This window comes from Staphylococcus caledonicus, assembly GCF_016238465.1.
GTDB lineage: Bacteria > Bacillota > Bacilli > Staphylococcales > Staphylococcaceae > Staphylococcus > Staphylococcus caledonicus.
In genome coordinates, this window is the sequence record NZ_JABTXV010000001.1 from 546,283 (window position 1) to 570,437 (window position 24,155).

General features: G+C 34.2%; 22 protein-coding genes. 17 read left to right on the forward strand and 5 right to left on the reverse strand.

Annotated features, from left to right (window positions below; all coding sequences use genetic code 11):
- Positions 1-69: 69 nt before the first annotated feature.
- The 12 genes from pdhA (at position 70) to HS848_RS02810 (ending at position 11,925) form a co-directional block, all read left to right on the forward strand.
- The gene (pdhA, locus tag HS848_RS02755) at positions 70-1,182 is read left to right on the forward strand and encodes a pyruvate dehydrogenase (acetyl-transferring) E1 component subunit alpha (protein ID WP_198611177.1); all 1,113 of its coding nucleotides are present in this window, start codon (positions 70-72) and stop codon (positions 1,180-1,182) included.
- Positions 1,183-1,185: 3 nt separating this feature from the next.
- The gene (locus tag HS848_RS02760) at positions 1,186-2,163 is read left to right on the forward strand and encodes an alpha-ketoacid dehydrogenase subunit beta (RefSeq protein WP_198611178.1); all 978 of its coding nucleotides are present in this window, start codon (positions 1,186-1,188) and stop codon (positions 2,161-2,163) included.
- Between the two features lie 230 nt (positions 2,164-2,393).
- Positions 2,394-3,692 carry a dihydrolipoamide acetyltransferase family protein gene (locus HS848_RS02765; protein WP_198611179.1) on the forward strand — a complete coding sequence of 433 codons (1,299 nt, stop codon included), beginning with the start codon at positions 2,394-2,396 and terminating at the stop codon, positions 3,690-3,692.
- A 3-nt stretch (positions 3,693-3,695) separates the two neighbouring features.
- Entirely contained in the window at positions 3,696-5,102 is a 1,407-nt protein-coding gene (gene lpdA, locus HS848_RS02770) for a dihydrolipoyl dehydrogenase (RefSeq protein WP_107506827.1), read from the forward strand.
- Between the two features lie 188 nt (positions 5,103-5,290).
- Positions 5,291-5,563 carry a UPF0223 family protein gene (locus tag HS848_RS02775; RefSeq protein WP_107506826.1) on the forward strand — a complete coding sequence of 91 codons (273 nt, stop codon included), beginning with the start codon at positions 5,291-5,293 and terminating at the stop codon, positions 5,561-5,563.
- Positions 5,564-5,710: 147 nt separating this feature from the next.
- Positions 5,711-6,250, forward strand: coding sequence for a helix-turn-helix domain-containing protein (locus HS848_RS02780; RefSeq protein ID WP_198611180.1), 540 nt, complete (start codon positions 5,711-5,713; stop codon positions 6,248-6,250).
- A gap of 13 nt (positions 6,251-6,263) precedes the next feature.
- Positions 6,264-7,358, forward strand: coding sequence for an ABC transporter ATP-binding protein (locus HS848_RS02785; RefSeq protein ID WP_198611181.1), 1,095 nt, complete (start codon positions 6,264-6,266; stop codon positions 7,356-7,358).
- Positions 7,351-8,154 carry an ABC transporter permease gene (locus tag HS848_RS02790; RefSeq protein WP_198611182.1) on the forward strand — a complete coding sequence of 268 codons (804 nt, stop codon included), beginning with the start codon at positions 7,351-7,353 and terminating at the stop codon, positions 8,152-8,154. Before HS848_RS02785 ends, HS848_RS02790 begins: the two co-directional genes overlap by 8 nt.
- Positions 8,155-8,159: 5 nt before the next feature.
- Positions 8,160-8,972: an ABC transporter permease gene (locus HS848_RS02795; protein ID WP_198611183.1), complete on the forward strand. Its 813-nt coding sequence runs from the start codon at positions 8,160-8,162 to the stop codon at positions 8,970-8,972.
- Positions 8,969-10,042, forward strand: coding sequence for an ABC transporter substrate-binding protein (locus tag HS848_RS02800; RefSeq protein WP_198611184.1), 1,074 nt, complete (start codon positions 8,969-8,971; stop codon positions 10,040-10,042). The genes HS848_RS02795 and HS848_RS02800 overlap by 4 nt, the downstream gene beginning before the upstream one ends.
- 71 nt (positions 10,043-10,113) lie before the next feature.
- Positions 10,114-11,277, forward strand: coding sequence for a lipoteichoic acid stability factor AuxB (auxB, locus tag HS848_RS02805; protein ID WP_198611185.1), 1,164 nt, complete (start codon positions 10,114-10,116; stop codon positions 11,275-11,277).
- Positions 11,278-11,442: 165 nt separating this feature from the next.
- A complete protein-coding gene (locus tag HS848_RS02810) occupies positions 11,443-11,925 on the forward strand; it encodes a DUF4064 domain-containing protein (RefSeq protein WP_198611186.1) in 483 nt (160 codons plus the stop codon).
- 96 nt (positions 11,926-12,021) lie between these two features.
- Here HS848_RS02810 and HS848_RS02815 read toward each other — a convergent pair whose 3' ends face one another.
- Positions 12,022-13,368, reverse strand: coding sequence for an Nramp family divalent metal transporter (locus tag HS848_RS02815; protein ID WP_198611187.1), 1,347 nt, complete (start codon positions 13,366-13,368; stop codon positions 12,022-12,024).
- Positions 13,369-13,584: 216 nt separating this feature from the next.
- Positions 13,585-14,193 carry a YktB family protein gene (locus HS848_RS02820; protein WP_107506817.1) on the reverse strand — a complete coding sequence of 203 codons (609 nt, stop codon included), beginning with the start codon at positions 14,191-14,193 and terminating at the stop codon, positions 13,585-13,587.
- A gap of 179 nt (positions 14,194-14,372) precedes the next feature.
- Here HS848_RS02820 and HS848_RS02825 point away from each other — a divergent pair, with 179 nt between their 5' ends.
- Positions 14,373-15,188 (forward strand): inositol monophosphatase family protein, encoded by an 816-nt coding sequence (locus HS848_RS02825; RefSeq protein ID WP_198611188.1) that lies wholly within the window; start codon positions 14,373-14,375, stop codon positions 15,186-15,188.
- An 83-nt stretch (positions 15,189-15,271) separates the two neighbouring features.
- On the opposite strand, the gene HS848_RS02830 is transcribed toward HS848_RS02825, so the two are convergent.
- Positions 15,272-15,463 carry a DUF5325 family protein gene (locus HS848_RS02830; RefSeq protein WP_103166719.1) on the reverse strand — a complete coding sequence of 64 codons (192 nt, stop codon included), beginning with the start codon at positions 15,461-15,463 and terminating at the stop codon, positions 15,272-15,274.
- A 99-nt stretch (positions 15,464-15,562) separates the two neighbouring features.
- Here HS848_RS02830 and typA point away from each other — a divergent pair, with 99 nt between their 5' ends.
- Positions 15,563-17,407 (forward strand): translational GTPase TypA, encoded by a 1,845-nt coding sequence (gene typA / locus HS848_RS02835; RefSeq protein ID WP_107506815.1) that lies wholly within the window; start codon positions 15,563-15,565, stop codon positions 17,405-17,407.
- A gap of 98 nt (positions 17,408-17,505) precedes the next feature.
- Here the strand turns inward: typA and HS848_RS02840 are convergent, their stop codons facing one another.
- Positions 17,506-17,694, reverse strand: a complete 189-nt coding sequence (locus tag HS848_RS02840; RefSeq protein ID WP_107506814.1) for a DUF2197 domain-containing protein — start codon at positions 17,692-17,694, stop codon at positions 17,506-17,508.
- Between the two features lies 1 nt (position 17,695).
- Positions 17,696-18,181 (reverse strand): hypothetical protein, encoded by a 486-nt coding sequence (locus tag HS848_RS02845; protein WP_107506813.1) that lies wholly within the window; start codon positions 18,179-18,181, stop codon positions 17,696-17,698.
- Positions 18,182-18,320: 139 nt separating this feature from the next.
- Here HS848_RS02845 and HS848_RS02850 point away from each other — a divergent pair, with 139 nt between their 5' ends.
- From HS848_RS02850 to HS848_RS02860, 3 genes are all read left to right on the forward strand, one after another.
- Positions 18,321-18,596: a YlaN family protein gene (locus HS848_RS02850; protein ID WP_107506812.1), complete on the forward strand. Its 276-nt coding sequence runs from the start codon at positions 18,321-18,323 to the stop codon at positions 18,594-18,596.
- 436 nt (positions 18,597-19,032) lie between these two features.
- Positions 19,033-20,268 carry a cell division peptidoglycan polymerase FtsW gene (ftsW, locus tag HS848_RS02855; RefSeq protein WP_198611189.1) on the forward strand — a complete coding sequence of 412 codons (1,236 nt, stop codon included), beginning with the start codon at positions 19,033-19,035 and terminating at the stop codon, positions 20,266-20,268.
- 325 nt (positions 20,269-20,593) lie between these two features.
- Complete coding sequence (locus HS848_RS02860; protein WP_198611190.1) at positions 20,594-24,043, forward strand: pyruvate carboxylase; 3,450 nt, start codon at positions 20,594-20,596, stop codon at positions 24,041-24,043.
- Positions 24,044-24,155 lie beyond the last annotated feature (112 nt).

Genomic DNA, 24,155 nt, shown 5'->3' on the forward strand with positions numbered 1-24,155 from the left:
AAAAAATTGTGGTACACTATGGGAGGATAAAATGAATTTCTATTATATGGGAAAGGTATGGTGAATTGAATGGCTCCTAAGTTACAAGCCCAATTCGATGCAGTAAAAGTTTTAAACGAGACGCAGTCGAAATTTGAAATGGTTCAAATTTTGGACGAAGATGGTAATGTCGTAAATGAAGACTTAGTACCTGATTTAACTGATGAACAACTAGTAGAATTAATGGAAAGAATGGTATGGACACGTATTCTTGACCAACGTTCAATCTCATTAAACAGACAAGGACGTTTAGGTTTCTACGCTCCAACAGCAGGACAAGAAGCTTCACAATTAGCTTCACAATACGCTTTAGAAAAAGAAGACTTTATCTTACCTGGTTACCGTGATGTACCACAAATAATTTGGCACGGTTTACCTTTAACTGACGCTTTCTTATTCTCAAGAGGTCACTTCAAAGGTAACCAATTCCCTGAAGGCGTTAACGCATTCAGTCCACAAATCATTATCGGTGCACAATACATCCAAACTGCTGGTGTAGCATTCGGTATTAAAAAACGTGGTAAAAAAGCAGTTGCTATTACTTATACTGGTGACGGCGGTTCTTCACAAGGTGACTTCTATGAAGGTATCAACTTTGCTTCAGCTTATAAAGCACCAGCAATCTTTGTAATTCAAAACAATAACTATGCTATTTCAACTCCACGTAGTAAACAAACAGCAGCAACTACTTTATCTCAAAAAGCTATCGCAGTAGGTATCCCTGGTATCCAAGTTGATGGTATGGATGCATTAGCTGTATATCAAGCTACAAAAGAAGCTCGTGATCGTGCTGTTAACGGTGAAGGTCCAACATTAATCGAAACTATGACTTATCGTTATGGTCCACATACAATGGCTGGAGATGACCCAACTCGTTACAGAACTTCTGATGAAGATGCTGATTGGGAGAAAAAAGACCCATTAGTTCGTTTCAGAAAATTCTTAGAAAACAAAGGATTATGGAGCGAAGATAAAGAAAACGAAGTTATCGAACGTGCAAAAGACGACATCAAGAAAGCTATTAAAGAGGCTGACAGTACTCCTAAACAAACAGTTACTGACTTAATGGAAATTATGTATGAAGAAATGCCTCAAAACTTAGCTGAACAATATGAAATTTACAAAGAGAAGGAGTCGAAATAAGCCATGGCACAAATGACAATGGTTCAAGCGATTAACAATGCGCTTAAAACTGAATTGCAAAATGACGAAAACGTATTAGTTTTCGGTGAAGACGTTGGTGTTAACGGCGGTGTATTCCGTGTTACTGAAGGTTTACAAAAAGAATTCGGTGAAGACCGTGTATTCGATACTCCATTAGCTGAATCAGGAATCGGCGGTTTAGCTCTTGGTTTAACAGTGGAAGGTTTCCGTCCAGTAATGGAAATCCAATTCCTTGGTTTCGTATTCGAAGTATTTGACGAAGTTGCTGGTCAAATCGCTCGTACACGTTTCCGTTCAGGTGGTTCTAAAGTAGCACCTGTAACTATTCGTACACCATTTGGTGGTGGGGTTCATACTCCTGAACTACACGCAGATAACTTAGAAGGTATCTTAGCTCAATCACCAGGTATCAAAGTAGTTATTCCTTCTGGTCCTTATGACGCTAAAGGTTTATTACTTTCTTCAATTAGATCAAATGATCCAGTTGTATTCTTAGAACATATGAAATTGTATCGTTCATTCCGTGAAGAAGTTCCAGAAGAAGAATACACAATTGAACTTGGTAAAGCTAAAGTGACTAAAGAAGGTAATGACATTACTTTAATCGCTTATGGCGCAATGGTTCAAGAATCTGAAAAAGCTGCAGAAGAGTTAGAAAAAGATGGTTATTCAGTAGAAGTTATCGACTTACGTACTGTTCAACCAATCGACATCGATACTTTAGTAGCTTCAGTTGAAAAAACTGGTCGTGCTGTAGTAGTTCAAGAAGCTCAACGTCAAGCTGGTGTTGGTGCTAACGTAGCTTCTGAATTAGCTGAACGTGCTATTCTTTCATTAGAAGCTCCAATCGCACGTGTAGCTGCTTCTGACACAGTATATCCATTCACTCAAGCTGAAAACGTTTGGTTACCAAACAAAAACGACATCATTGAACAAGCTAAAGCTACTTTAGAATTCTAATAGTAGAAATAGAAAGAACTCAGCTTGATAAAAGCTGACATGCGAGAGTTAAAAGATATTAAACTAAATGTTTACTTTTTACTCTACGTGTGAATAAGTAAGTGTAAACAAAGGGCATAGGACATAATAATTGAATGTTTTATCGACATTGCACATTATTTTGTCCTTGCTCTATGTTATAAATTTTTATTTTAAATAGATTAATATGAAAATCTTAGGAGGACAAGAACGTGGCATTTGAATTTAGATTACCCGACATTGGTGAAGGTATCCACGAAGGTGAAATTGTAAAGTGGTTTGTTAAATCCGGAGATACAATTGAAGAAGACGATGTATTAGCAGAGGTTCAAAATGATAAATCTGTAGTAGAAATCCCATCTCCTGTTAGTGGTACAGTAGAAGAAGTCTTAGTTGACGAAGGTACTGTAGCAGTTGTAGGTGACGTAATCGTTAAAATCGATGCACCTGATGCAGAAGAAATGGAATTTAAAGGTAGTCACGGCGACGATTCTTCTTCTAAAGAAGAACCAGCTCAAGAAGAAGCTAAAGCTGAAGAAGCTCCTGCAGCATCAACTTCTCAAGACGAAGAAGTAGATGAAAATAGACAAATTAAAGCTATGCCATCTGTTCGTAAATATGCTCGTGAAAAAGGCATCAACATTAAAGCAGTTGCTGGTTCAGGTAAAAATGGACGTATTACTAAAGAAGATATCGACAACCATATCAATGGTGGCGGTGCTCAAGTAGCATCTACTTCTGATGAAAGTGCGTCAGCTTCAACAACTGAAGAAGCAGCACCACAAACTCAATCAGTTCCTGAAGGCGACTACCCTGAAACAACTGAAAAAATCCCAGCAATGCGTAGAGCAATTGCGAAAGCAATGGTTAACTCTAAACACACTGCTCCACACGTAACATTAATGGACGAAATTGATGTTCAACAATTATGGAATCACCGTAAAAAATTCAAAGAAGTTGCAGCTGAACAAGGTACTAAATTAACATTCTTACCATATGTTGTTAAAGCACTTGTTTCTGCACTTAAAAAATACCCAGCACTTAATACTTCATTCAATGAAGAAGCTGGCGAAATCGTACACAAACACTATTGGAACATTGGTATCGCTGCTGATACTGATAGAGGTTTATTAGTACCTGTAGTTAAAAATGCAGATCGTAAATCTATCTTCCAAATTTCAGATGAAATTAACGAATTAGCTGTTAAAGCTCGTGACGGTAAATTAACATCTGACGAAATGAAAGGTGCTACATGCACAATCAGTAATATCGGTTCAGCTGGTGGACAATGGTTCACTCCAGTTATCAACCACCCAGAAGTAGCTATCTTAGGTATTGGCCGTATTGCTCAAAAACCTATCGTTAAAGACGGTGAAATTGTAGCAGCTCCAGTATTAGCATTATCATTAAGCTTTGACCACAGACAAATCGATGGAGCTACTGGTCAAAACGCTATGAATCACATTAAACGCTTATTAAATAATCCAGAATTATTATTAATGGAGGGGTAAAACATGGTAGTTGGAGATTTCCCAATTGAAACAGATACTATTGTTATCGGAGCAGGTCCTGGCGGATACGTTGCAGCAATTCGTGCAGCACAATTAGGACAAAAAGTTACAATCGTAGAGAAAGGTAACTTAGGCGGTGTATGCTTAAACGTTGGTTGTATTCCATCAAAAGCATTATTACACGCTTCACATCGCTTTGTTGAAGCTCAACACTCTGAAAATTTAGGTGTTATCGCTGAAAGCGTATCACTTAAATTTGACAAAGTTCAAGAATTCAAACAATCAGTTGTTAACAAATTAACTGGTGGTGTTGAAGGCTTATTAAAAGGTAATAAAGTTGAAATCGTTAAAGGTGAAGCATACTTCGTAGACAATAACAGCTTACGTGTTATGGACGAAAAAAGTGCTCAAACTTATAACTTCAAAAACGCTATTATCGCAACTGGTTCTAGACCAATTGAAATTCCTAACTTCGAATTTGGTAAACGTGTTATCGATTCAACTGGCGCGTTAAACTTACAAGAAGTTCCAGGTAAATTAGTCGTTGTAGGCGGCGGTTACATTGGGTCTGAACTTGGTACTGCATTTGCTAACTTCGGTTCAGAAGTTACAATTTTAGAAGGCGCTAAAGAAATTCTTGGCGGTTTCGAAAAACAAATGGTTCAACCAGTTAAAAAAGGCATGAAAGATAAAGGCGTTAACATTATTACTGAAGCTATGGCTAAAAATGCCGAAGAAACTGAAAATGGTGTTAAAGTTACTTACGAAGCAAAAGGTGAAGAACAAACTATCGATGCTGACTACGTATTAGTAACTGTTGGTCGTCGTCCAAATACAGACGAATTAGGCTTAGAAGAATTAGGTCTTAAATTCGCTGATCGTGGATTATTAGAAGTAGACAAACAAAGCCGTACTTCTGTTAACAACATCTATGCAATTGGTGATATCGTTCCTGGCTTACCACTTGCTCACAAAGCAAGCTACGAAGCTAAAGTTGCTGCTGAAGCAATTGCAGGACAAGCTTCTGAAGTTGATTACATTGGTATGCCTGCTGTATGTTTCACTGAACCAGAATTAGCTCAAGTTGGTTACACTGAAGCACAAGCGAAAGAAGAAGGTTTAGAATTCAAAGCTTCTAAATTCCCTTATGCAGCTAACGGCCGTGCGTTATCATTAGACGATACTACTGGTTTCGTTAAACTTATCACATTAAAAGAAGACAACACACTTATCGGTGCTCAAGTAGCTGGTAATGGTGCATCTGACATTATTTCTGAATTAGGTTTAGCTATTGAATCAGGTATGAACGCTGAAGATATCGCATTAACTGTACATGCTCACCCAACTTTAGGTGAAATGTCTATGGAAGCTGCTGAAAAAGCAATCGGCTTACCAATTCACACTATGTAATAACTAGTCATTTAGACTACTAATCATATTGTTAGTTGCACTTAAAGTTATTACGCTTTAAGTACAACTCAACATCCATTAAGGGTGGGACTATATGTTCATTTTGAACTTAGTTCCACTCTTTTTTGGTTTTATTTTGTGAAATCGGGCAATATTAAAGAAATAAATTCAACTTAATGGAGGTCAAAATGGAATACCAATATCCACTAGATTTAGATTGGACAAATGAAGAAATGGTCGATGTGATAGCTTTTTTTAATACAATTGAAAATTATTATGAAAAGTCTGTAAAAGGTTCTCAAGTCATGACCAAATACAAACGCTTTAAAGAGATTGTCCCAGGCAAAGCTGAAGAGAAACAATTATTTAAAGAATTCGAAGATATAAGTGGCTACAATAGTTATAAAGTCGTTCAAGAAATTAAGAAAAATCCTGAAAAAGAAACTTTTAGTGCACAGTAAGTAAGATTTTAAATACTAAAAAATATTTATTTTAAATAATTTGTTGATATCTATTGAAGTTACAGCTGTATTTTGTTATTTTTATTAAGCATTAAACAAAATGTTTAATATTACTAAACAAGATACAGCTTTTTTAGGTGGTTAATTATGCAAATAGGTAGTAAATTACGTAATTTAAGACGTCAAAAGAACTTAACGCAAGAAGAGTTAGCCGAACGCACAGATTTGTCAAAGGGGTATATTTCGCAAATTGAAAGTCAACATGCCTCACCTAGTATGGAAACATTTTTAAATATATTAAAAGTACTAGGCACGTCACCAAGTGATTTTTTCAAGGAAAAGTCTAAAGAAAAAGTGTTATATACAAAAGAAGATAGAACTACATATGATGAGTATGATAGAGGATACATATTAAATTGGTTAGTGATTAATTCAAATGAATTCGAAATGGAACCACTTATTCTTTCGTTGAAACCAGGGGCCTCATACAAACATTTTGAACCTTCGGAATCAGATACTTTCATATATTGTTTAGAAGGCTGTGTAACGTTAACACTTGGCAAAGAACAATATCAGGCAAATGAAGAAGATGTTTTATATTTTAGAGCTAACGAAATTCATCAACTACATAATGAAACATCTAATGAAGTGAAAATATTAATTGTTGCTACAGCATCATATTTATAAAGGAGTAAATGTAATGGAACCATTGTTATCATTTAAAAGTGTGACTAAAGGTTACGATGATGTAACTATTTTAGATCATATGGACTTAGAAATAGAATCAGGACACTTTTATACATTACTTGGACCTTCAGGTTGCGGTAAAACAACAATTTTGAAGTTAATTGCTGGATTTGAACAACTCGATGATGGGGAAATCATTTACTTGAATAAAGCAATCGGTGATTTACCACCTAATAAACGTAAGGTAAACACGGTCTTTCAAGATTATGCACTTTTTCCTCATTTAAATGTGTATGACAATATAGCTTTTGGTTTGAAACTGAAAAAGCAATCTAAAGCTGAAGTAGAGCGAAAGGTAAAAGAGGCGTTAAGATTAGTAAAACTTTCAGGATATGAGCAGCGTCATATTAGTGAAATGAGTGGTGGTCAAAAACAACGTGTGGCTATCGCTCGAGCTATCGTTAATGAACCTGAAATCCTTCTGTTAGATGAATCCTTATCAGCCTTAGATTTAAAACTTCGTACTGAAATGCAGTATGAATTACGTGAATTACAAAAAAGATTGGGTATTACGTTTATATTTGTTACCCATGACCAAGAAGAAGCTTTAGCATTGAGTGACTATATCTTTGTAATGAAAGACGGTAAAATTCAACAATTTGGAACACCAACAGATATTTATGACGAGCCCGTTAACCGTTTTGTGGCAGACTTTATAGGAGAATCTAATATTGTTGAAGGTAAAATGGTCGAAGACTTTGTAGTGAATATTTATGGGCAAGATTTTGAATGTGTTGATGCCGGCATTCCTTCAGGCAAAAATGTTGAGGTCGTTATTAGACCAGAAGATATTTCATTAATTGAAGCTAAAAAAGGACTATTCAAAGCGACTGTTGATTCAATGTTATTTAGAGGCGTGCATTATGAAATTTGTTGTATAGATAGAAAAGGTTATGAGTGGGTCATCCAAAGTACTAAAAAAGCCGAAGTAGGTAGTGAGGTCGGATTATTTTTCGATCCTGAAGCTATTCATATTATGGTTCCTGGAGAAACAGAAGAAGAATTCGATAAACGTATTGAAAGTTATGAGGAGTTAGAAAATGCGTAATATAAATAAAATTTTATTAATCCCATATATTTTATGGATGGTTTTGTTTATTATTATTCCAGTTATCTTACTTATCTATTTCTCGTTTACCGACTTAGATGGGCATTTTAGTTTCACTAATTATGAACAAGTCTTATCGCTGAAGTATTTAAAGATGATGTGGGATTCTATTTTTTATGCTGCGTTAATTACAATAATAACATTGGCGATTAGTTATCCAGCTGCATATTTTATTCGTTCGTCGAAAAACCAAAATTTGTGGTTACTTATTCTTATTATTCCGACATGGATTAATTTATTGTTAAAAACCTATGCCTTTATAGGTATTTTAAGCCATGAAGGTATGATTAATAAGGTTCTTAATTTCTTGCACATGCCTTCTGCTAATATGTTATTCACTCCCGGAGCGTTTTTAGTGGTGGCAAGCTATATTTACATCCCATTTATGATTCTCCCAATATTTAACAGTATGAAGGCGATTCCTAATAACTTGCTACAAGCTTCAAGTGATTTAGGAGCTAGTCCATTTACTACTTTTAGAAAGATAATTATGCCTTTGACGAAAGAAGGCGTAATGACAGGGATTCAGGTCACTTTCATTCCAGCACTCTCACTCTTTATGATTACTCGTTTAATCGCTGGAAATAAAATTATTAATATTGGTACATCCATTGAAGAACAATTTTTAGTTATTCAAAACTATGGTATGGGTTCAACGATTGCCATTTTCTTAATCGTGTTTATGGCGTTTATTTTAATTATTACTAAATCTAAATCAACAGACGAAAGAAGGTGAATTAAGTGAAGTGGTATGGAAAGCTCTATATTGGAATACTATTAATGATTCTATATGTTCCAATATTCTTCCTTATGTTTTATTCATTTAATTCAGCGGGAAATATGATTCATTTTGAACATTTTACATTAGAACACTATCAAAGTTTATTTCAAAATGATCGTTTGATGTCTGTCATTTTTAATACCATCGCTTTAGCGTTATTAGCAGCAGCGATTTCAACAATCATTGGCACATTTGGTGCTATATCTCTATATTATTTAAGAAATAAAAAATTTAAATTAACATTGTTAACACTAAATAATGTGCTCATGGTGTCTTCAGATGTTGTTATTGGGGCATCATTCCTAATCATGTTTACTGCCCTAGGACATATTACAGGCATGGGCTTAGGATTTGGTACAGTTTTAGCCTCACATATCGCTTTCTGTATACCAATTGTAGTGATTGTAGTGTTACCACAGTTATATGAAATGAATCATAATATTTTAAATGTTGCACGCGACTTAGGTGCAACAGAATCTCAATTATTGGGACGTGTACTTATTCCTAATTTAATGCCAGCAATTATTGGCGGATTCTTTATGGCATTAACATATTCATTAGATGATTTTACAGTTAGCTTTTTTGTAACCGGCAATGGCTTTAGTGTGTTGTCAGTAGAAGTGTACGCTATGGCACGTAAAGGAATAAGCATGGAAATTAATGCTATTTCGACGATTTTATTCGGTGCCATCGTAATAGGAATTATCGGATATTATGCCATACAACGCATAGTTAAACGTCGCCAGATTTCTAAGAGAGGTGTACAACAATGAAGCAATTTTTACAATTAATTATTGGCGCCATTGTTGTAGGCGTACTATGTTTAGGGATTAGTCAATGGTTTAAATCTCAAGACAATACTCAGACTGGTGAAAAGATTTATGTCTATAACTGGGGTGAATATATCGACCCTGATTTAATCAAACAGTTTGAACGAGAAACGGGCATCCAAGTTGTATATGAAACGTTCGATTCAAATGAAGCGATGGAAGCTAAAATCAAAAATGGCGGCACCCATTATGATGTTGCTTTTCCAAGTGAATATACAGTGCAAAAATTAAAAAGAGAAGATTTATTAGAACCATTAGATCATAGTAAAATTCCAAACATAAAAAATTTAGATAAAGATTATATGAATATGGCATATGACCCTCATAATAAATATTCTCTACCTTACTTTTTTGGAACAGTTGGTATATTGTATAACCAAAAGGCTTATCCAAATGAAAAGTTTGATAGTTGGAGCGATTTATATCAACCAAAATTTAAAAATGATATTTTACTCGTAGATGGCGCACGTGAAGTCATAGGACTAGCACTTAATAAATTAGGGTATAGTTTAAATGATAAGCATCCGGCTCATATTAAAGAAGCGGAAAAAGATTTACATCATCTTACACCTCAAGTTAAGGGAGTTGTGGGTGATGAAGTAACGATGATGCTTGAACAGAATGAAGGTAATATCGCAGTAGTATGGAGTGGTGTTGCGGCACCATTAGTACAAGATAGTGATAAGTATAATTACGTAATTCCTAAAGAAGGTTCTAATTTATGGTTCGATAACATGGTTATTCCTAAAACTGCGCAAAACAAAGAAGGTGCATATAAATTTATGAACTTCTTACTAGATGCTAAAAATAATAAGCAAAATACTGAATGGGTGGGCTATGCTACCCCGAATAAAGTAGCACGTCAATTATTACCTGAAGAAGTCAGAAATGATCATCGTTTTTACCCAACTAAGAAAGAACAAAATCGACTAGAAGTATATAAAGATTTAGGACAGGAAACATTAGGAGAATATAACGAAAGTTTCTTAAACTTTAAAATGTCTTTAAAATAGACTATAAATGGTAGTTATTTTATAATGGATTAGATATAATAATTTGACAGTTAATTAAGGAGTTGTAATAAATGTCAGGAGAACGGTACACGCAAATCAAACGGCCTGTGAGCCGTCTGACTGAAAAACTTTTAGGTTGGTTTAGTTGGATTTTCTTATTATTATTGACGATTATTACAATGTTTATTGCGCTTGTATCATTTAGTAATGATACTTCAATTCAAAATCTTGAAAATTCAATGAATAACAATGAACTCATTCAACAAATTTTAACGAATAATAGTTTGAATACTACACAATTTGTTATTTGGCTACAAAATGGTGTATGGGCAGTTATTGTATACTTTATAGTATGTCTATTGATTTCATTTTTAGCGCTTATTTCTATGAATATGAGAATCTTGTCAGGAATTTTATTTTTAGTTGCATCGGTTATTACATTGCCACTAGTATTATTATTTGTGACATTAATTATTCCGATTTTCTTCTTTATCATTGCAATCATGATGCTTGTCAGAAAGAGTAAGGTTGAAACGGTACCGGCTTATGGCTATCAACCACCTTATTATCCAAGAGACGAGTATGACCGTGATTCTCGTTATTATGATGACGATAGATATGATCGTGATGGTTATGAAGACTATGATGATTATGAAGAAGACTATGACGAACCGCCTCGTAAAACTAAAAAATCAGAACGTCGAACTCGTCGTAAACAACCTTATTATAATGATGAGATAGATTACGATACACGTGATATTCACCACGAAGAAGATCAACACAGTCATTTTAATGAAGAAGAGAGAGCGCCTGAAACCGAGGAAGATAGATATAATCAGTATCCAAAACGTGCAGTAACTGGTGAGTATCAATCTCAAACTCCAGATGAAGAGTCTAATGAAGTACTGTCTAGACAAGCTAAATATAAGCAAAAATCTAACAGAAAACCTCAATATGATGAGTCAGGCGATTTTGCGGATGATGTAGTTGAAACTGAGCCTAAGGTTGATAAAAAAGAAGAAAAAGCACAACGTAAAAAAGAAAAAGCTGAAATTAAAGCTAAAAAGAAAGAAAAACGTAAAGCTTATAATCAACGAATGAAAGAACGTCGTAAAAACCAACCTAGTGCAGTTAGTCAAAGACGTATGAATTATGAAGAGCGTAAACAAATCTTAAATAAAGATGATGAACAACCAGAAGTTAACTCAGAACATGATGACGACAAAAATGAATAATAAGTAAGCAATAGGATATAGATGTGTGTATGTTCATACTCGGCATCTATATCCTGTTTTTTGTATGATGAACTAATGTATGTTGAGTATTATGATTTATACTAAGTCGAAATTTATTCATTTTTTTAGTATGATTTAAGTAAGAAGAAATTGGAGGGTACAGAAATGAATAGGAAGGTAGAGTTAATATTAGCGTGGGTTGCTAACGGTTTAAGCCTCATCTATTTAGCGATGTCATTGATATCTTTCTTGATAGTTAAGAATGGAAATAATACGGAACAGTATAACCAATTGATGAAACAATTTGGCAATCAGGATGTAAACGTAACGCCTGAAATGATTAATTTCGCAATGATGTTTTCAATTGGGACATTAGTATTTTCAACTATTTTAGGCATTATGGGAACATTAGTTATAAAAGGTAGACCTATTTTAGCAGGTTGCTTATTAATTGTAGCTGCATTAGTAGGCATATTTAATATGAGTTTAATAGCTGGCGTACTATGGTTTGTTGCAGCTATCTTGCTTTTTGTGAAAAAAGGACCTGGTAGAAAGCAACCAAGTTCTAAAAGAGATGATAACCAGACTGAATGGCGCCCTGAGAAAGAATATAATGATCGTAAGAAAGATGACCCTTACATTTATTAGTATGAAATAAGGGGAATTTTGAAATAATTAAAGCACATCCAAAAGTTAGACACTCTTAGTTATCTAACATGTGGATGTGCTTTTTTAGTAAAAATTTTATGCGAAGAATTCTTCAAAAGTCTCAACGATTAAATAAATATTTAATAAGCTTAGTATTACAATTAAACTCCAAGAACAAATATTAATCCAAGTTTTATTATAAAAAGGACCCATAATATGTTTATTACTTGTAGCCAATTGTAATGGAATTAAAGAAAATGGTAATGCAATGCTTAAAAATACTTGAGAAAAAACGAGTAATTGCTCGATTTTAGCTTCATTACCATGGAAAATCACAAGACATACTAACACTGGAATAACTGCCAAACCACGTGTGATAAGGCGACGCATCCAATTAGGAATAGATAGTTTTAAAAATCCTTCCATCACAATTTGACCAGCCAAAGTACCGGTAATAGTTGAGTTTTGTCCTGAAGCTAATAAGGCCACTGCAAATAATGTACTCATAATACTACCTAGTACCACACCCAGTATAGGCTGAGTTTTCAATGCATGGTATAAATCATAGAATCCGCCTAGTGTATCTGCATTTGCTCCGTAGAATAATGCTGCTCCAAGTACTAATAATAAGCAATTGACAACAAAAGCAACACTCAATTGAATATTTGAATCGATAGTCGCATATTTAATTGCTTGTGCTTTGTCTTTATTACTCTGACGATTATATTTACGTGATTGTACAATCGAAGAATGTAAGTATAAATTATGAGGCATGATAGTCGCACCAATAATTCCTAACGCAATATATAATATACTTTGGTTTGTCACAATCTCTTTATGTGGCACAAAGCCGTTTAAAATATCAACGACGTGTGGTGAAGCTATGAAAACTTCAAAAATAAAAATAATAAGTACCGTGAAGATTAATGTACCAACGATGGCTTCAATCTTACGGAAACCAAATTTCATAATGAACAGCAATAAGAAAACGTCAAATACTGTAATTAATGCACCAACAATAAGTGGAATATTAAATAATAAATCTAATGCAATGGCGCTACCTATAACTTCTGCAATATCAGTAGCGATAATTGCTAATTCGGCGATAATCCAAAATGCAATGGCAACTGGTTTATTCAAATAGTGACGTGTCATTTGAGCTAAGTCATTACCTGAAGCAATTCCTAATCGAACAGTCATACTTTGAAGTAACATAGCTGCTAAACTTGAAACTAAAATGACAAATAATAGCGTGTAGCCAAATTGTGCCCCACCTTGCATTGAGGTAATCCAGTTACCTGGGTCCATGTAACCCACTGCAACGAGTAACCCTGGGCCAAGAAAAGATAAAAATTTTTGCCTAGCGCTATTGTCCCCGCTGAAATCAATAGTGTTGTTAATTTCGTCTAGACTAAGATGTGTTTGATTCTCTTTTAAATTCATGAAGGACCTCCTAAATTCTGATGTTTTTATATTAACCAAAAATAATATTTAGGTCAACCTAAAAATTATGAGAGATAAAAAAATCTCGAGGATAGAGAAGAAGCCAGACACTTTATAAAGCGCGCTAGGATTTATGCGTTTCCCAAAGCGTAAATTATTCATGTCTTAGCTTCTCGTTACTATTCTAACCTCGAGATAATAGTGTATTTATCGAATTTAATAGAATTTCAAGAATTCATCAAATGTTTCTTTAACAAAAGCAAGAAAAGCTTTGTCGGTTTTAAGTCGCTCATCAGTCGGTTCAATGGCGCGAGCGACAAAGAATTCTCCTTTTTTAACATTTTTTACACGATCGATTGCTTGATGTAACTCTTCATCGCTGAAATCTTTAATAAATGGTTTTTCAGCTTTCATATGGTCTAAATTCACGCGATAATCCTCAGGTAAATTTCTAAGTACATCGAAATGTTTATCAAACGTTTTAACGCGCTCAGCTTTATCTTTACCTTCGTGCATGACACCGTACATTAAGAATAATTGATTTCTAAACAATCCAATTTGAAAATGAGGCAACATCTTGTAACCACGTTTGTTTGGCGCAAATGCTACCCAAGTGTCAATAGGTGGATTAACGCTTCTACGCGCATGTTTCGCAACATGAGCATAAAATGTTTCGCCAGTTTGAGAAGTGAAATATTCACTAAAATAGTCACCTAATTGGTTTAATTGAGGTCGTACATATTTATTTAAAGCTTCCATTCGAGCGTCTAATCCTTCAACGTCAAATGCTTCAAAATCCTTAGGACTAAATGTATATTGCGTCATCTATGGCACTCCTTTTCTGAACAATAAGTTAAGTATATTTTAGCATAGATTAAATTGCTCAAGCGAAGAACTGAATTTTATACAACAAGAGTTTAAATAAAACGTATTAAGGTATACAAAAATGTATGGATAGTAATAAATAAATTTCTGTATAATAGGAAGCAACAGGAGATGATGATATGTCATTATATGATTTTGCTAAAGGCTTAGTATTAGAAGCGGGAAATAAAGTTAGAACGATGATGAAAGATGAATTAAATATTGAAACTAAATCTAACCCTAATGATTTAGTGACTAATGTAGATAAAGCTACTGAGAACTATATTTATGATGCAATATTACGTAATTATCCGGACCATCAAGTGATTGGCGAAGAAGGCCATGGACATCACATCGAGAATATTGACGGCGTGGTATGGGTAGTTGATCCTATCGATGGGACTTTGAACTTTGTTCATCAAAAAGAAAACTTTGCTATCTCAATTGGAATATATCGAGATGGTCAACCTTATGCAGGACTCGTTTATGATGTTATGAAAGATGTACTGTATCACGCTAAGGTAGGAGAAGGCGCCTTTGAAAACAAGCATCCACTACAACCTATTGAAAATACAGTATTAAAACAAAGTCTTATAGGTATTAATCCTAACTGGGTAACTAAACCTAAAATTGGCCCGATTTTTTCAGAAATAGTTAATCAATCTAGAAGTTGTAGAGCGTACGGTAGTGCTGCGTTAGAAATTATTAGCGTCGCCAAAGGGCAGTTAGCCACATACATGACGCCGCGTTTACAACCGTGGGATTTTGCTGGTGGTCTAATTATTTTAGATGAAGTAGGGGGCGTAAGTAGTAATTTGTTAGGTGAAAAGTTAACAATTGCGAGCGCCAACTCAGTCATTATTGGTAATAAACAAGTCCATCAAGAAATACTTCAAAACTATCTCAAGCCTCACAGCGATGTATTAACCGAGTTACATCAACGCTTTAGAAAATAAAAAAAGTCTCAGTAAGTCGACAATTCTTTGGAAAATTATATTCCCAAGAAAAGGACTACTGAGACTCTTATTAATTATATTTATTAAAGCCAGTTGTTTTCACGATATTTCTTTTTAAGCGTGAATCCAGCGCCAAATGTTGCAATGAAAAGTATAAATGTTAAAATCATCATTGGAATACTACCAGCTCCAACGCTGAAACTAAATAAAACTAAGAGTATAACTGCTATAATAGATAGCACCCAAAATATGCCTTTAGACTTTTGTTTTTCCATCCCAAACCCCACCTTTTTATTATCTTTGCTTAATAATATGATATAATAAAAAAGTTGTAATTAAAAGTGGGAGTTTATTCGAGAAAGGATATTTATAAAATGACTAATATAAGAGAAGATGTACGTAATATTGCAATTATTGCTCACGTCGACCATGGTAAAACTACGCTAGTTGACGAATTGCTTAAACAATCTGGTATTTTCAGAGAAAATGAACATGTTGATGAGAGAGCAATGGACTCTAACGATTTAGAAAGAGAACGTGGTATTACAATTCTTGCAAAAAATACTGCGGTTAACTATAAAGGTACAAGAATTAACATCTTGGATACACCAGGACATGCTGACTTCGGTGGCGAAGTAGAACGTATCATGAAAATGGTAGACGGCGTTGTTCTTGTAGTAGATGCATACGAAGGCACGATGCCACAAACACGTTTTGTTCTTAAAAAAGCACTTGAACAAAATTTAAAACCTGTTGTAGTTGTAAACAAAATTGATAAACCAGCTGCTAGACCAGAAGGTGTAGTAGATGAAGTATTAGATTTATTCATCGAATTAGAAGCAAATGATGAACAATTAGACTTCCCAGTAGTTTATGCATCAGCCGTTAACGGTACAGCAAGTCTTGATGCTGATAAACAAGATGAGAACATGCAATCATTATATGAAACAATTATTGATTACGTACCAGCACCAATTGATAACCATGATGAACCATTACAATTCCAAGTAGCGTTATTAGACTATAACGACTATGTTGGACGTATTGGTATCGGCCGTGTATTCAGAGGTAAAATGCGTGTAGGAGACAACGTGTCACTTATTAAATTGGACGGCACAGTTAAAAACTTCCGTGTAACTAAAATCTTTGGTTACTTTGGTTTAAAACGAGAAGAAATTGAAGAAGCACAAGCTGGCGACTTAATTGCAGTATCAGGAATGGAAGATATCAATGTTGGTGAAACAGTTACACCTACAGATAATCAAGAAGCATTACCTGTATTACGTATTGACGAACCAACACTTGAAATGACATTTAAAGTCAATAACTCACCATTCGCTGGTCGTGAAGGTGACTATGTAACTGCACGTCAAATTCAAGAACGTTTAGATCAACAACTTGAAACTGATGTATCATTAAAAGTTACACCAACTGATTCTCCAGATACATGGATCGTAGCAGGCCGTGGTGAATTACATTTATCTATTTTAATCGAGAATATGAGACGTGAAGGTTTCGAACTTCAAGTCTCTAAACCTCAAGTTATCTTACGTGAAATTGATGGCGTCTTAAGTGAACCATTTGAACGTGTACAATGTGAAGTACCATCTGAAAATGCTGGTGCAGTCATTGAATCATTAGGTGCACGTAAAGGTGAAATGTTAGACATGATTACAACTGATAATGGTTTAACTCGTTTAATCTTTATGGTTCCAGCACGTGGTATGATCGGTTATACTACTGAATTCATGTCTATGACACGTGGTTATGGTATTATCAACCATACATTTGAAGAGTTCAGACCTCGCGTAAAAGCACAAATTGGTGGTCGTCGTAACGGTGCCTTAATTTCTATGGACCAAGGCCAAGCAACAGCATACGCTATCATTAACTTAGAAGACCGTGGCGTTAACTTCATGGAACCAGGTACTGAAGTTTATGAAGGTATGATTGTTGGTGAACATAATCGTGAAAATGATTTAACAGTCAACATCACAAAAGCGAAACATCAAACAAACGTGCGTTCAGCAACTAAAGACCAAACACAAACTATGAACCGTCCTAGAATTCTTACTTTAGAAGAAGCGCTAGAGTATGTAAATGATGATGAATTAGTAGAGGTAACACCTCAAAGCATTCGTTTAAGAAAGAAAATCTTAAACAAATCTGCACGTGAAAAAGAAGCAAAACGTGTTAAACAAATGATGCAAGACGAATAATATCGTTTAGCGTAAATTAAAATCAAAGGGCCTTAAATGATTTCATTAATAAATCATTTAAGGCCCTTTGGCTATATAATCATATTTTATAATAACTATTAATTTTTATCGTATGAGTTCTCAGAAGATAACTCTTGATAGTTGCGTTGTTTTGGAGTATCTAAACGACTTTTACAATCGTCACACATAAAGGTCTTAATAGGATTATTGCGAAGACGTTTAGCTTCAACAGTATTTTCATCAATTAACACCTTTGTATCGCAAATAATACATTGCACTTCACGCAAACTAAATCACCTCTATATGGGTTACGTACTTAAACTCGTGACTATAACTTTGAGACTCAGGATTATAAATAAAACTATCTACTGAGTTATCATCATATAATCGTTTACCATCTTTGGCGAATTGGAAGAATAAGTATGGTAATAATTCAATTGGAATTTCAATTGAGTCATTATCATTAAATAATCTAATTGTAGTTGCAGTCTCATATGGTTCAGCATTTTTAAAGAAAGGTGTCATATTGATCGCAAATGAATCTTCTAACACTGAACGTTTACGATATTTTATTTCTGAATTTAATGTAGGTGGGCTAGTTTGTCCTTCTAAAATTGCTCTATTCCACTCACGGTTATCTTCAAAATTTACTGGTTTTGTGCCGTCGAATACACCGCTTTCAATGTCTTCAATTTTTACTTTTCTGTCATCGAAAATCCAAGTCGTACTATCTAAAGTGATAGGAAACTTAACGGCTCCTTTGATTTGAATCATTGTGTCCCACTCCCTAATTTCGTTCTATTCATTATTTTATCATATTTAAAATATGCTATTCACTGAATAAACTTGCTTTTTAAAAGGTAGTAAGATAAACTTTTGATATGCAGATATTTAATGATAGGGGGAGTATGTGATGCCGAAGCAATCGAATATTAATAATGTGGCTTACGAACAATTAAATCAAGATGCTGATAGAATCTTACATTTAATTAAAGTTCAAATGGATAATTTAACGTTACCATCTTGCCCATTATATGAAGAAGTTCTCGACACACAAATGTTTGGTTTACAAAAAGAAGTAGATTTTGCGGTGAAACTTGGTTTAGTAGATAAAGAAGATGGCAAAAACTTAATGCTTCGTTTAGAAAAAGAACTTTCTAAATTGCATGAAGCATTTACAAATGTGTAATTTATTTTAATTAAATATATTAGCAACAATTTGCTATTTACGTTTATATATTATTAAAACTTGTGTGTATTTACATACAATATAACAAGCTAAAGTCAGTCTGGAACATGTGATTAATGTTCTGGACTGTTTTAAATTTGGCAGTGATTGTTTGTCATATAGGTTAGGGAATGCGTCATTTTCCAACATTATCTAATCGCATTGAACATTAATGAACTAGTATGACGATCGTTTATAGAATTGATTGTGTGATCGGTGTATTTCATAATTTTAAAAAATACTAATCTTAAAAAGTGATTGCAAATCAATAAAGTTACATTTATATTTGTGAAACAATAAGTGCAAAGTATATAATAGTTTAGACAGAATTTTAATATAAAAAGTAATTTCAATAAACATAGTTTTCTTAAAATTTTAGAATTGGATGATCATTTTTATGAATAACTTAAAAAATATATTTCGATACATAGGTAGAGCGTCTAAGTTTATCGATTATCCATTATTAATTACATATGTGATTTTATGTCTAATTGGTTTAGTCATGGTATATAGCGCGAGTATGGTTGCAGCCACGAAAGGGACTTTAACAGGTGGATTAGAAGTGGCAGGTACCCATTTCTACAATAGACAACTTATGTACGTGATTATGAGTTTTATTGTAGTATTCTTTATTGCTTTTATGATGAATATAAAGATACTCAAACAAGTAAAAGTACAAATGTGGATTATGGGTATTACGTTTATAGTTCTATGTTTGACGTTGGTAGTTGGTAAAAATATTAACGGATCAAAGAGTTGGATTAGCTTAGGTTTCATGAATTTACAGGCTTCAGAGTTATTGAAGATTGCATTTATACTATACATATCTTATGTATTAAGTAAAAAATTGCCTCAAGTAAGAACAGATTTAAAACTAATTACCATGCCATTAATCTTAGTGGCAATTTGTTTGGGCTTAGTACTCTTACAAGGTGATATTGGTCAGACGTTACTTATTACTATAATAATAGTATCAATGTTTATCTATGCAGGAATCGGTGTCCAGAAATTAGTAAAAGGGCCTGTCCTTTTTGTAATATTAGGTTTATTACTGGTTGTAGGATTCTTCATTATAAGTGGTATGATGCCACATTATTTAAAAGCACGTTTTAGTACGCTTATGAATCCATTTAGTTCAGAAGCAGGGACAGGTTACCATTTATCTAACTCCCTTATTGCAATTGGTAATGGTGGATTGTTTGGACGTGGTTTAGGTAATGGAATTATGAAACTTGGTTATTTACCAGAAGCCCATACAGACTTTATTTTCGCAGTAATATGTGAAGAACTAGGTCTTATTGGTGGCTTGTTCGTTATTTGTTTATTATTTTTCATCGTCTATCGCGCATTTGTGCTAGCGACTAAAACACCTTCGTATTTTTACAAATTAATATGTATTGGTGTAGCGAGTTATATCGGTAGCCAAACGTTTGTTAATTTAGGTGGTATCTCAGCGACGATTCCATTAACAGGGGTGCCGTTACCGTTTATTAGTTTCGGTGGTTCCTCAATGTTAAGTTTGAGCATTGCTATGGGATTATTACTGTTAGTTGGTAAACAAATTAAAATGGACGAACGAAAAATGAAAAAAGCTAAAAAGCAAAAAGTTGATATTCCTAGACAATTTAATTAAGTATAGAACGTAAACCTTTATAAGAGTTAGTTAGCACATCCTAATTCTTGTAAAGGTTTTTTATCATTTTTGTGAAATTTGTAGAAAATGTTTTATTTAAGTAGCGTGATATTACTACAAATGATAATATAAAGTTATTGTTATCAATAACATTTAATAATGATTATAGTGTAGTAGTTTAATCAAGAAGGCACTTAAAATTCATGACTTATGATTATTATATGGTTAATTGATATAAAAAAATTATAGCTTTCTAAATTTATTTAAGATAAAATTTTATTATTTAATTAGTTAGAATTTTCAAACTTTAAAAGGGGGTCCTTCTTTGAAACACATCAAAAAGTTATTAGTAGCCAATCGCGGTGAAATTGCGATTAGAATTTTCAGAGCGGCAACGGAATTAAATATACAAACAGTAGCGATTTATTCTAATGAGGATAAAAATTCATTACATCGATATAAAGCAGATGAATCGTACTTAGTAGGAAAAGATTTAGGACCTGCGGAAAGTTACTTAAATATTGAACGTATTATTGAGGTAGCTAAGCGTGCAGGTGTTGATGCGATACATCCAGGCTATGGTTTCTTAAGTGAGAATGAACATTTTGCGCAACGATGCGAAGAAGAAGGCATTAAATTTATTGGTCCTCACTTAGAACATTTAGACATGTTTGGAGATAAAGTAAAAGCTAGAACAACTGCTATCAAAGCTAATTTACCAGTAATTCCTGGTACAGATGGTCCTATCGAAAGTTATGAAGCTGCTAAAACATTCGCTCATGAGGCTGGATTCCCACTAATGATTAAAGCGACAAGTGGTGGCGGCGGTAAAGGTATGCGTATTGTGCGCCAAGAAAGCGAATTAGAAGATGCCTTCTACAGAGCTAAATCAGAAGCTGAAAAATCATTTGGTAATAGTGAAGTTTATATTGAAAGATATATTGATAATCCAAAGCACATTGAAGTTCAAATTATCGGTGATGAATATGGTAATATCGTACATTTATATGAACGTGACTGTTCTGTACAACGACGTCATCAAAAAGTAGTAGAAGTTGCACCTTCAGTTGGATTATCTAGTGATTTAAGAGAACGTATTTGTGATGCCGCATTACAATTGATGCATGACATTAAATACGTCAACGCGGGTACTGTAGAATTCTTAGTATCTGGGGATGAGTTTTTCTTTATTGAAGTAAATCCACGTGTCCAAGTAGAACATACAATTACTGAAATGATTACTGGAATTGATATCGTCAAAACTCAAATTTTAGTGGCAGATGGAGCTAATTTATTTGATGAACGTATTGAGATGCCAAAACAAGAAGATGTTCAATCATTAGGATATGCAATTCAATGTCGTATTACAACTGAAGATCCAACTAATGATTTTATGCCTGATTCAGGTACTATCATTGCATACCGTTCAAGTGGTGGCTTTGGAGTGCGTTTAGATGCTGGTGATGGATTCCAAGGTGCGGAAATCTCACCTTATTACGATTCTCTTTTAGTAAAATTATCTACGCATGCGGTTACGTTTAAACAAGCAGAAGAAAAAATGGAACGCTCACTACGTGAAATGCGAATTCGTGGTGTAAAAACAAATATTCCATTTTTAGTTAATGTTATGCGTAATGATAAGTTCCGTAGTGGCGATTATACAACGAAATTCATAGAAGAAACACCTGAACTATTTGATATCGCTCCAACACTTGACCGTGGTACTAAAACACTTGAATATATTGGAAACGTGACAATTAACGGTTTCCCTAATGTTGAAAAACGTGAAAAACCGGATTATGAAACGACCTCTATCCCTCAAGTATCTAGCAGTAAAATTCAATCTTTAAGTGGTACTAAGCAATTATTAGATAATCAAGGGCCACAAGCAGTTGCCAAATGGGTTCGAGAACAACAAGACGTTTTAGTCACTGATACAACGTTCCGAGATGCGCATCAATCATTATTGGCGACACGTGTACGTACAAAAGATATGATGAATATTGCTTCAAAAACTGCCGAAGTGTTTAAAGATAGCTTTTCACTCGAAATGTGGGGCGGCGCAACGTTTGATGTAGCTTATAACTTCTTGAAAGAAAATCCATGGGAAAGATTAGAAAAGTTACGTAAAGCCATTCCAAATGTATTATTCCAAATGTTATTGCGTGCTTCAAATGCAGTTGGTTATAAAAATTATGCAGATAACGTTATTGAGAAGTTTGTTAAAGAAAGCGCCGACGCAGGAGTAGATGTTTTTCGTATTTTCGACTCATTAAACTGGATAGATCAAATGAAAGTAGCCAATGAAGCGGTTCAAAATGCTGGAAAAATTTCTGAAGGGGCGATTTGTTATACAGGAGATATCTTAAATCCTGAACGTTCAAACGTCTTTACATTAGATTATTATGTGAAGCTAGCCAAAGAACTTGAAAGAGAAGGATTCCACATTTTAGCAATTAAAGATATGGCTGGACTCTTAAAACCGAAAGCGGCATATGAATTAGTAGGTGAATTGAAAGCGGCAGTAGATTTACCAATTCATCTTCATACTCACGATACAAGTGGAAATGGATTGTTAATTTATAAAGAGGCAATTGATGCTGGCGTAGATATTATTGATACAGCAGTAGCGTCAATGAGTGGTTTAACAAGTCAACCAAGTGCGAATTCTCTATATTATGCTCTCAATGGTTTCGAACGTAATATGCGTACGGATATAGAAGGCCTTGAAGAACTTAGTCACTATTGGGGTAATGTACGTCCATATTACAATGACTTTGAAAGTGATATTAAATCTCCTAATACTGAGATTTATCAACACGAAATGCCTGGTGGACAATATTCTAATTTAGGACAACAGGCTAAAAGTTTAGGCTTAGGCACACGTTTTAACGAAGTCAAAGATATGTACCGTCGTGTAAACTTCTTATTTGGAGATATTGTAAAAGTAACGCCTTCATCTAAAGTTGTAGGCGATATGGCACTTTACATGGTCCAAAATGATTTAGATGAAAAAGCGGTTATCGAACAAGGCCATAAACTCGATTTCCCTGAATCTGTAGTCTCTTGCTTTAAAGGAGATATAGGCCAACCTGTTAATGGATTTAATAAACAATTACAAGACGTTATTTTAAAAGGGCAACGTCCTTTAACAGAACGTCCAGGTGAATATCTAGAGCCAGTAGATTTTGATGCAATTCGCCAAGAGTTGGTTGAAAAAGACTATGGAGAAGTAACTGAACAAGATATCATTAGTTATGTACTATATCCAAAAGTGTTTGATCAATATATTCAAACTAAGCAACAATATGGTGATTTATCATTATTCGATACTCCAACATTCTTCTTCGGTATGCGTAATGGAGAAACAGTAGAAATAGAAATTGATACTGGTAAACGTTTGATTATTAAACTAGAAACAATTAGTGAAGCTGATGAGAACGGCAATCGAACTATCTATTATGTAATGAATGGTCAGGCTCGCCGTATTACTATTAAAGATGAAAATGTAAAAACAAATGCCAATATTAAACCAAAAGCTGATAAAACAAACCCAAGTCATATTGGGGCGCAAATGCCTGGTTCTGTCACTGAGGTTAAAGTAGCTGTAGGAGACGAAGTTAAAGTAAATCAACCGTTGCTTATTACTGAAGCTATGAAAATGGAAACAACTATTCAAGCACCATTTAATGGTACGATTAAAAAGGTTACTGTAACAAATGGTGAGGCTATTGCTACAGGGGATTTATTAATTGAAATCGAAAAAGCTGAATAATTAAATAGATTATAAATAAAAGCGATCGGCACGTTTAAATAAAACGTTTCGGTCGCTTTTGTCTTTATTAAAATAATAAAAAAACACACTGAAGTGACTTTGAAAGGTCAAT

Coding starts and splice junctions, on each gene's coding strand:
- HS848_RS02800 (WP_198611184.1), top strand. CDS start 8,969: ATGAAGCAATTTTTACAATTAATTATTGGCGCCATTGTTGTAGGCGTA.
- lpdA (WP_107506827.1), top strand. CDS start 3,696: ATGGTAGTTGGAGATTTCCCAATTGAAACAGATACTATTGTTATCGGA.
- pdhA (WP_198611177.1), top strand. CDS start 70: ATGGCTCCTAAGTTACAAGCCCAATTCGATGCAGTAAAAGTTTTAAAC.
- HS848_RS02785 (WP_198611181.1), top strand. CDS start 6,264: ATGGAACCATTGTTATCATTTAAAAGTGTGACTAAAGGTTACGATGAT.
- ftsW (WP_198611189.1), top strand. CDS start 19,033: ATGAATAACTTAAAAAATATATTTCGATACATAGGTAGAGCGTCTAAG.
- HS848_RS02845 (WP_107506813.1), bottom strand. CDS start 18,181: ATGATTCAAATCAAAGGAGCCGTTAAGTTTCCTATCACTTTAGATAGT.
- HS848_RS02760 (WP_198611178.1), top strand. CDS start 1,186: ATGGCACAAATGACAATGGTTCAAGCGATTAACAATGCGCTTAAAACT.
- auxB (WP_198611185.1), top strand. CDS start 10,114: ATGTCAGGAGAACGGTACACGCAAATCAAACGGCCTGTGAGCCGTCTG.
- HS848_RS02825 (WP_198611188.1), top strand. CDS start 14,373: ATGTCATTATATGATTTTGCTAAAGGCTTAGTATTAGAAGCGGGAAAT.
- HS848_RS02810 (WP_198611186.1), top strand. CDS start 11,443: ATGAATAGGAAGGTAGAGTTAATATTAGCGTGGGTTGCTAACGGTTTA.
- HS848_RS02815 (WP_198611187.1), bottom strand. CDS start 13,368: ATGAATTTAAAAGAGAATCAAACACATCTTAGTCTAGACGAAATTAAC.
- typA (WP_107506815.1), top strand. CDS start 15,563: ATGACTAATATAAGAGAAGATGTACGTAATATTGCAATTATTGCTCAC.
- HS848_RS02775 (WP_107506826.1), top strand. CDS start 5,291: ATGGAATACCAATATCCACTAGATTTAGATTGGACAAATGAAGAAATG.
- HS848_RS02830 (WP_103166719.1), bottom strand. CDS start 15,463: ATGGAAAAACAAAAGTCTAAAGGCATATTTTGGGTGCTATCTATTATA.
- HS848_RS02790 (WP_198611182.1), top strand. CDS start 7,351: ATGCGTAATATAAATAAAATTTTATTAATCCCATATATTTTATGGATG.
- HS848_RS02780 (WP_198611180.1), top strand. CDS start 5,711: ATGCAAATAGGTAGTAAATTACGTAATTTAAGACGTCAAAAGAACTTA.
- HS848_RS02850 (WP_107506812.1), top strand. CDS start 18,321: ATGCCGAAGCAATCGAATATTAATAATGTGGCTTACGAACAATTAAAT.
- HS848_RS02820 (WP_107506817.1), bottom strand. CDS start 14,193: ATGACGCAATATACATTTAGTCCTAAGGATTTTGAAGCATTTGACGTT.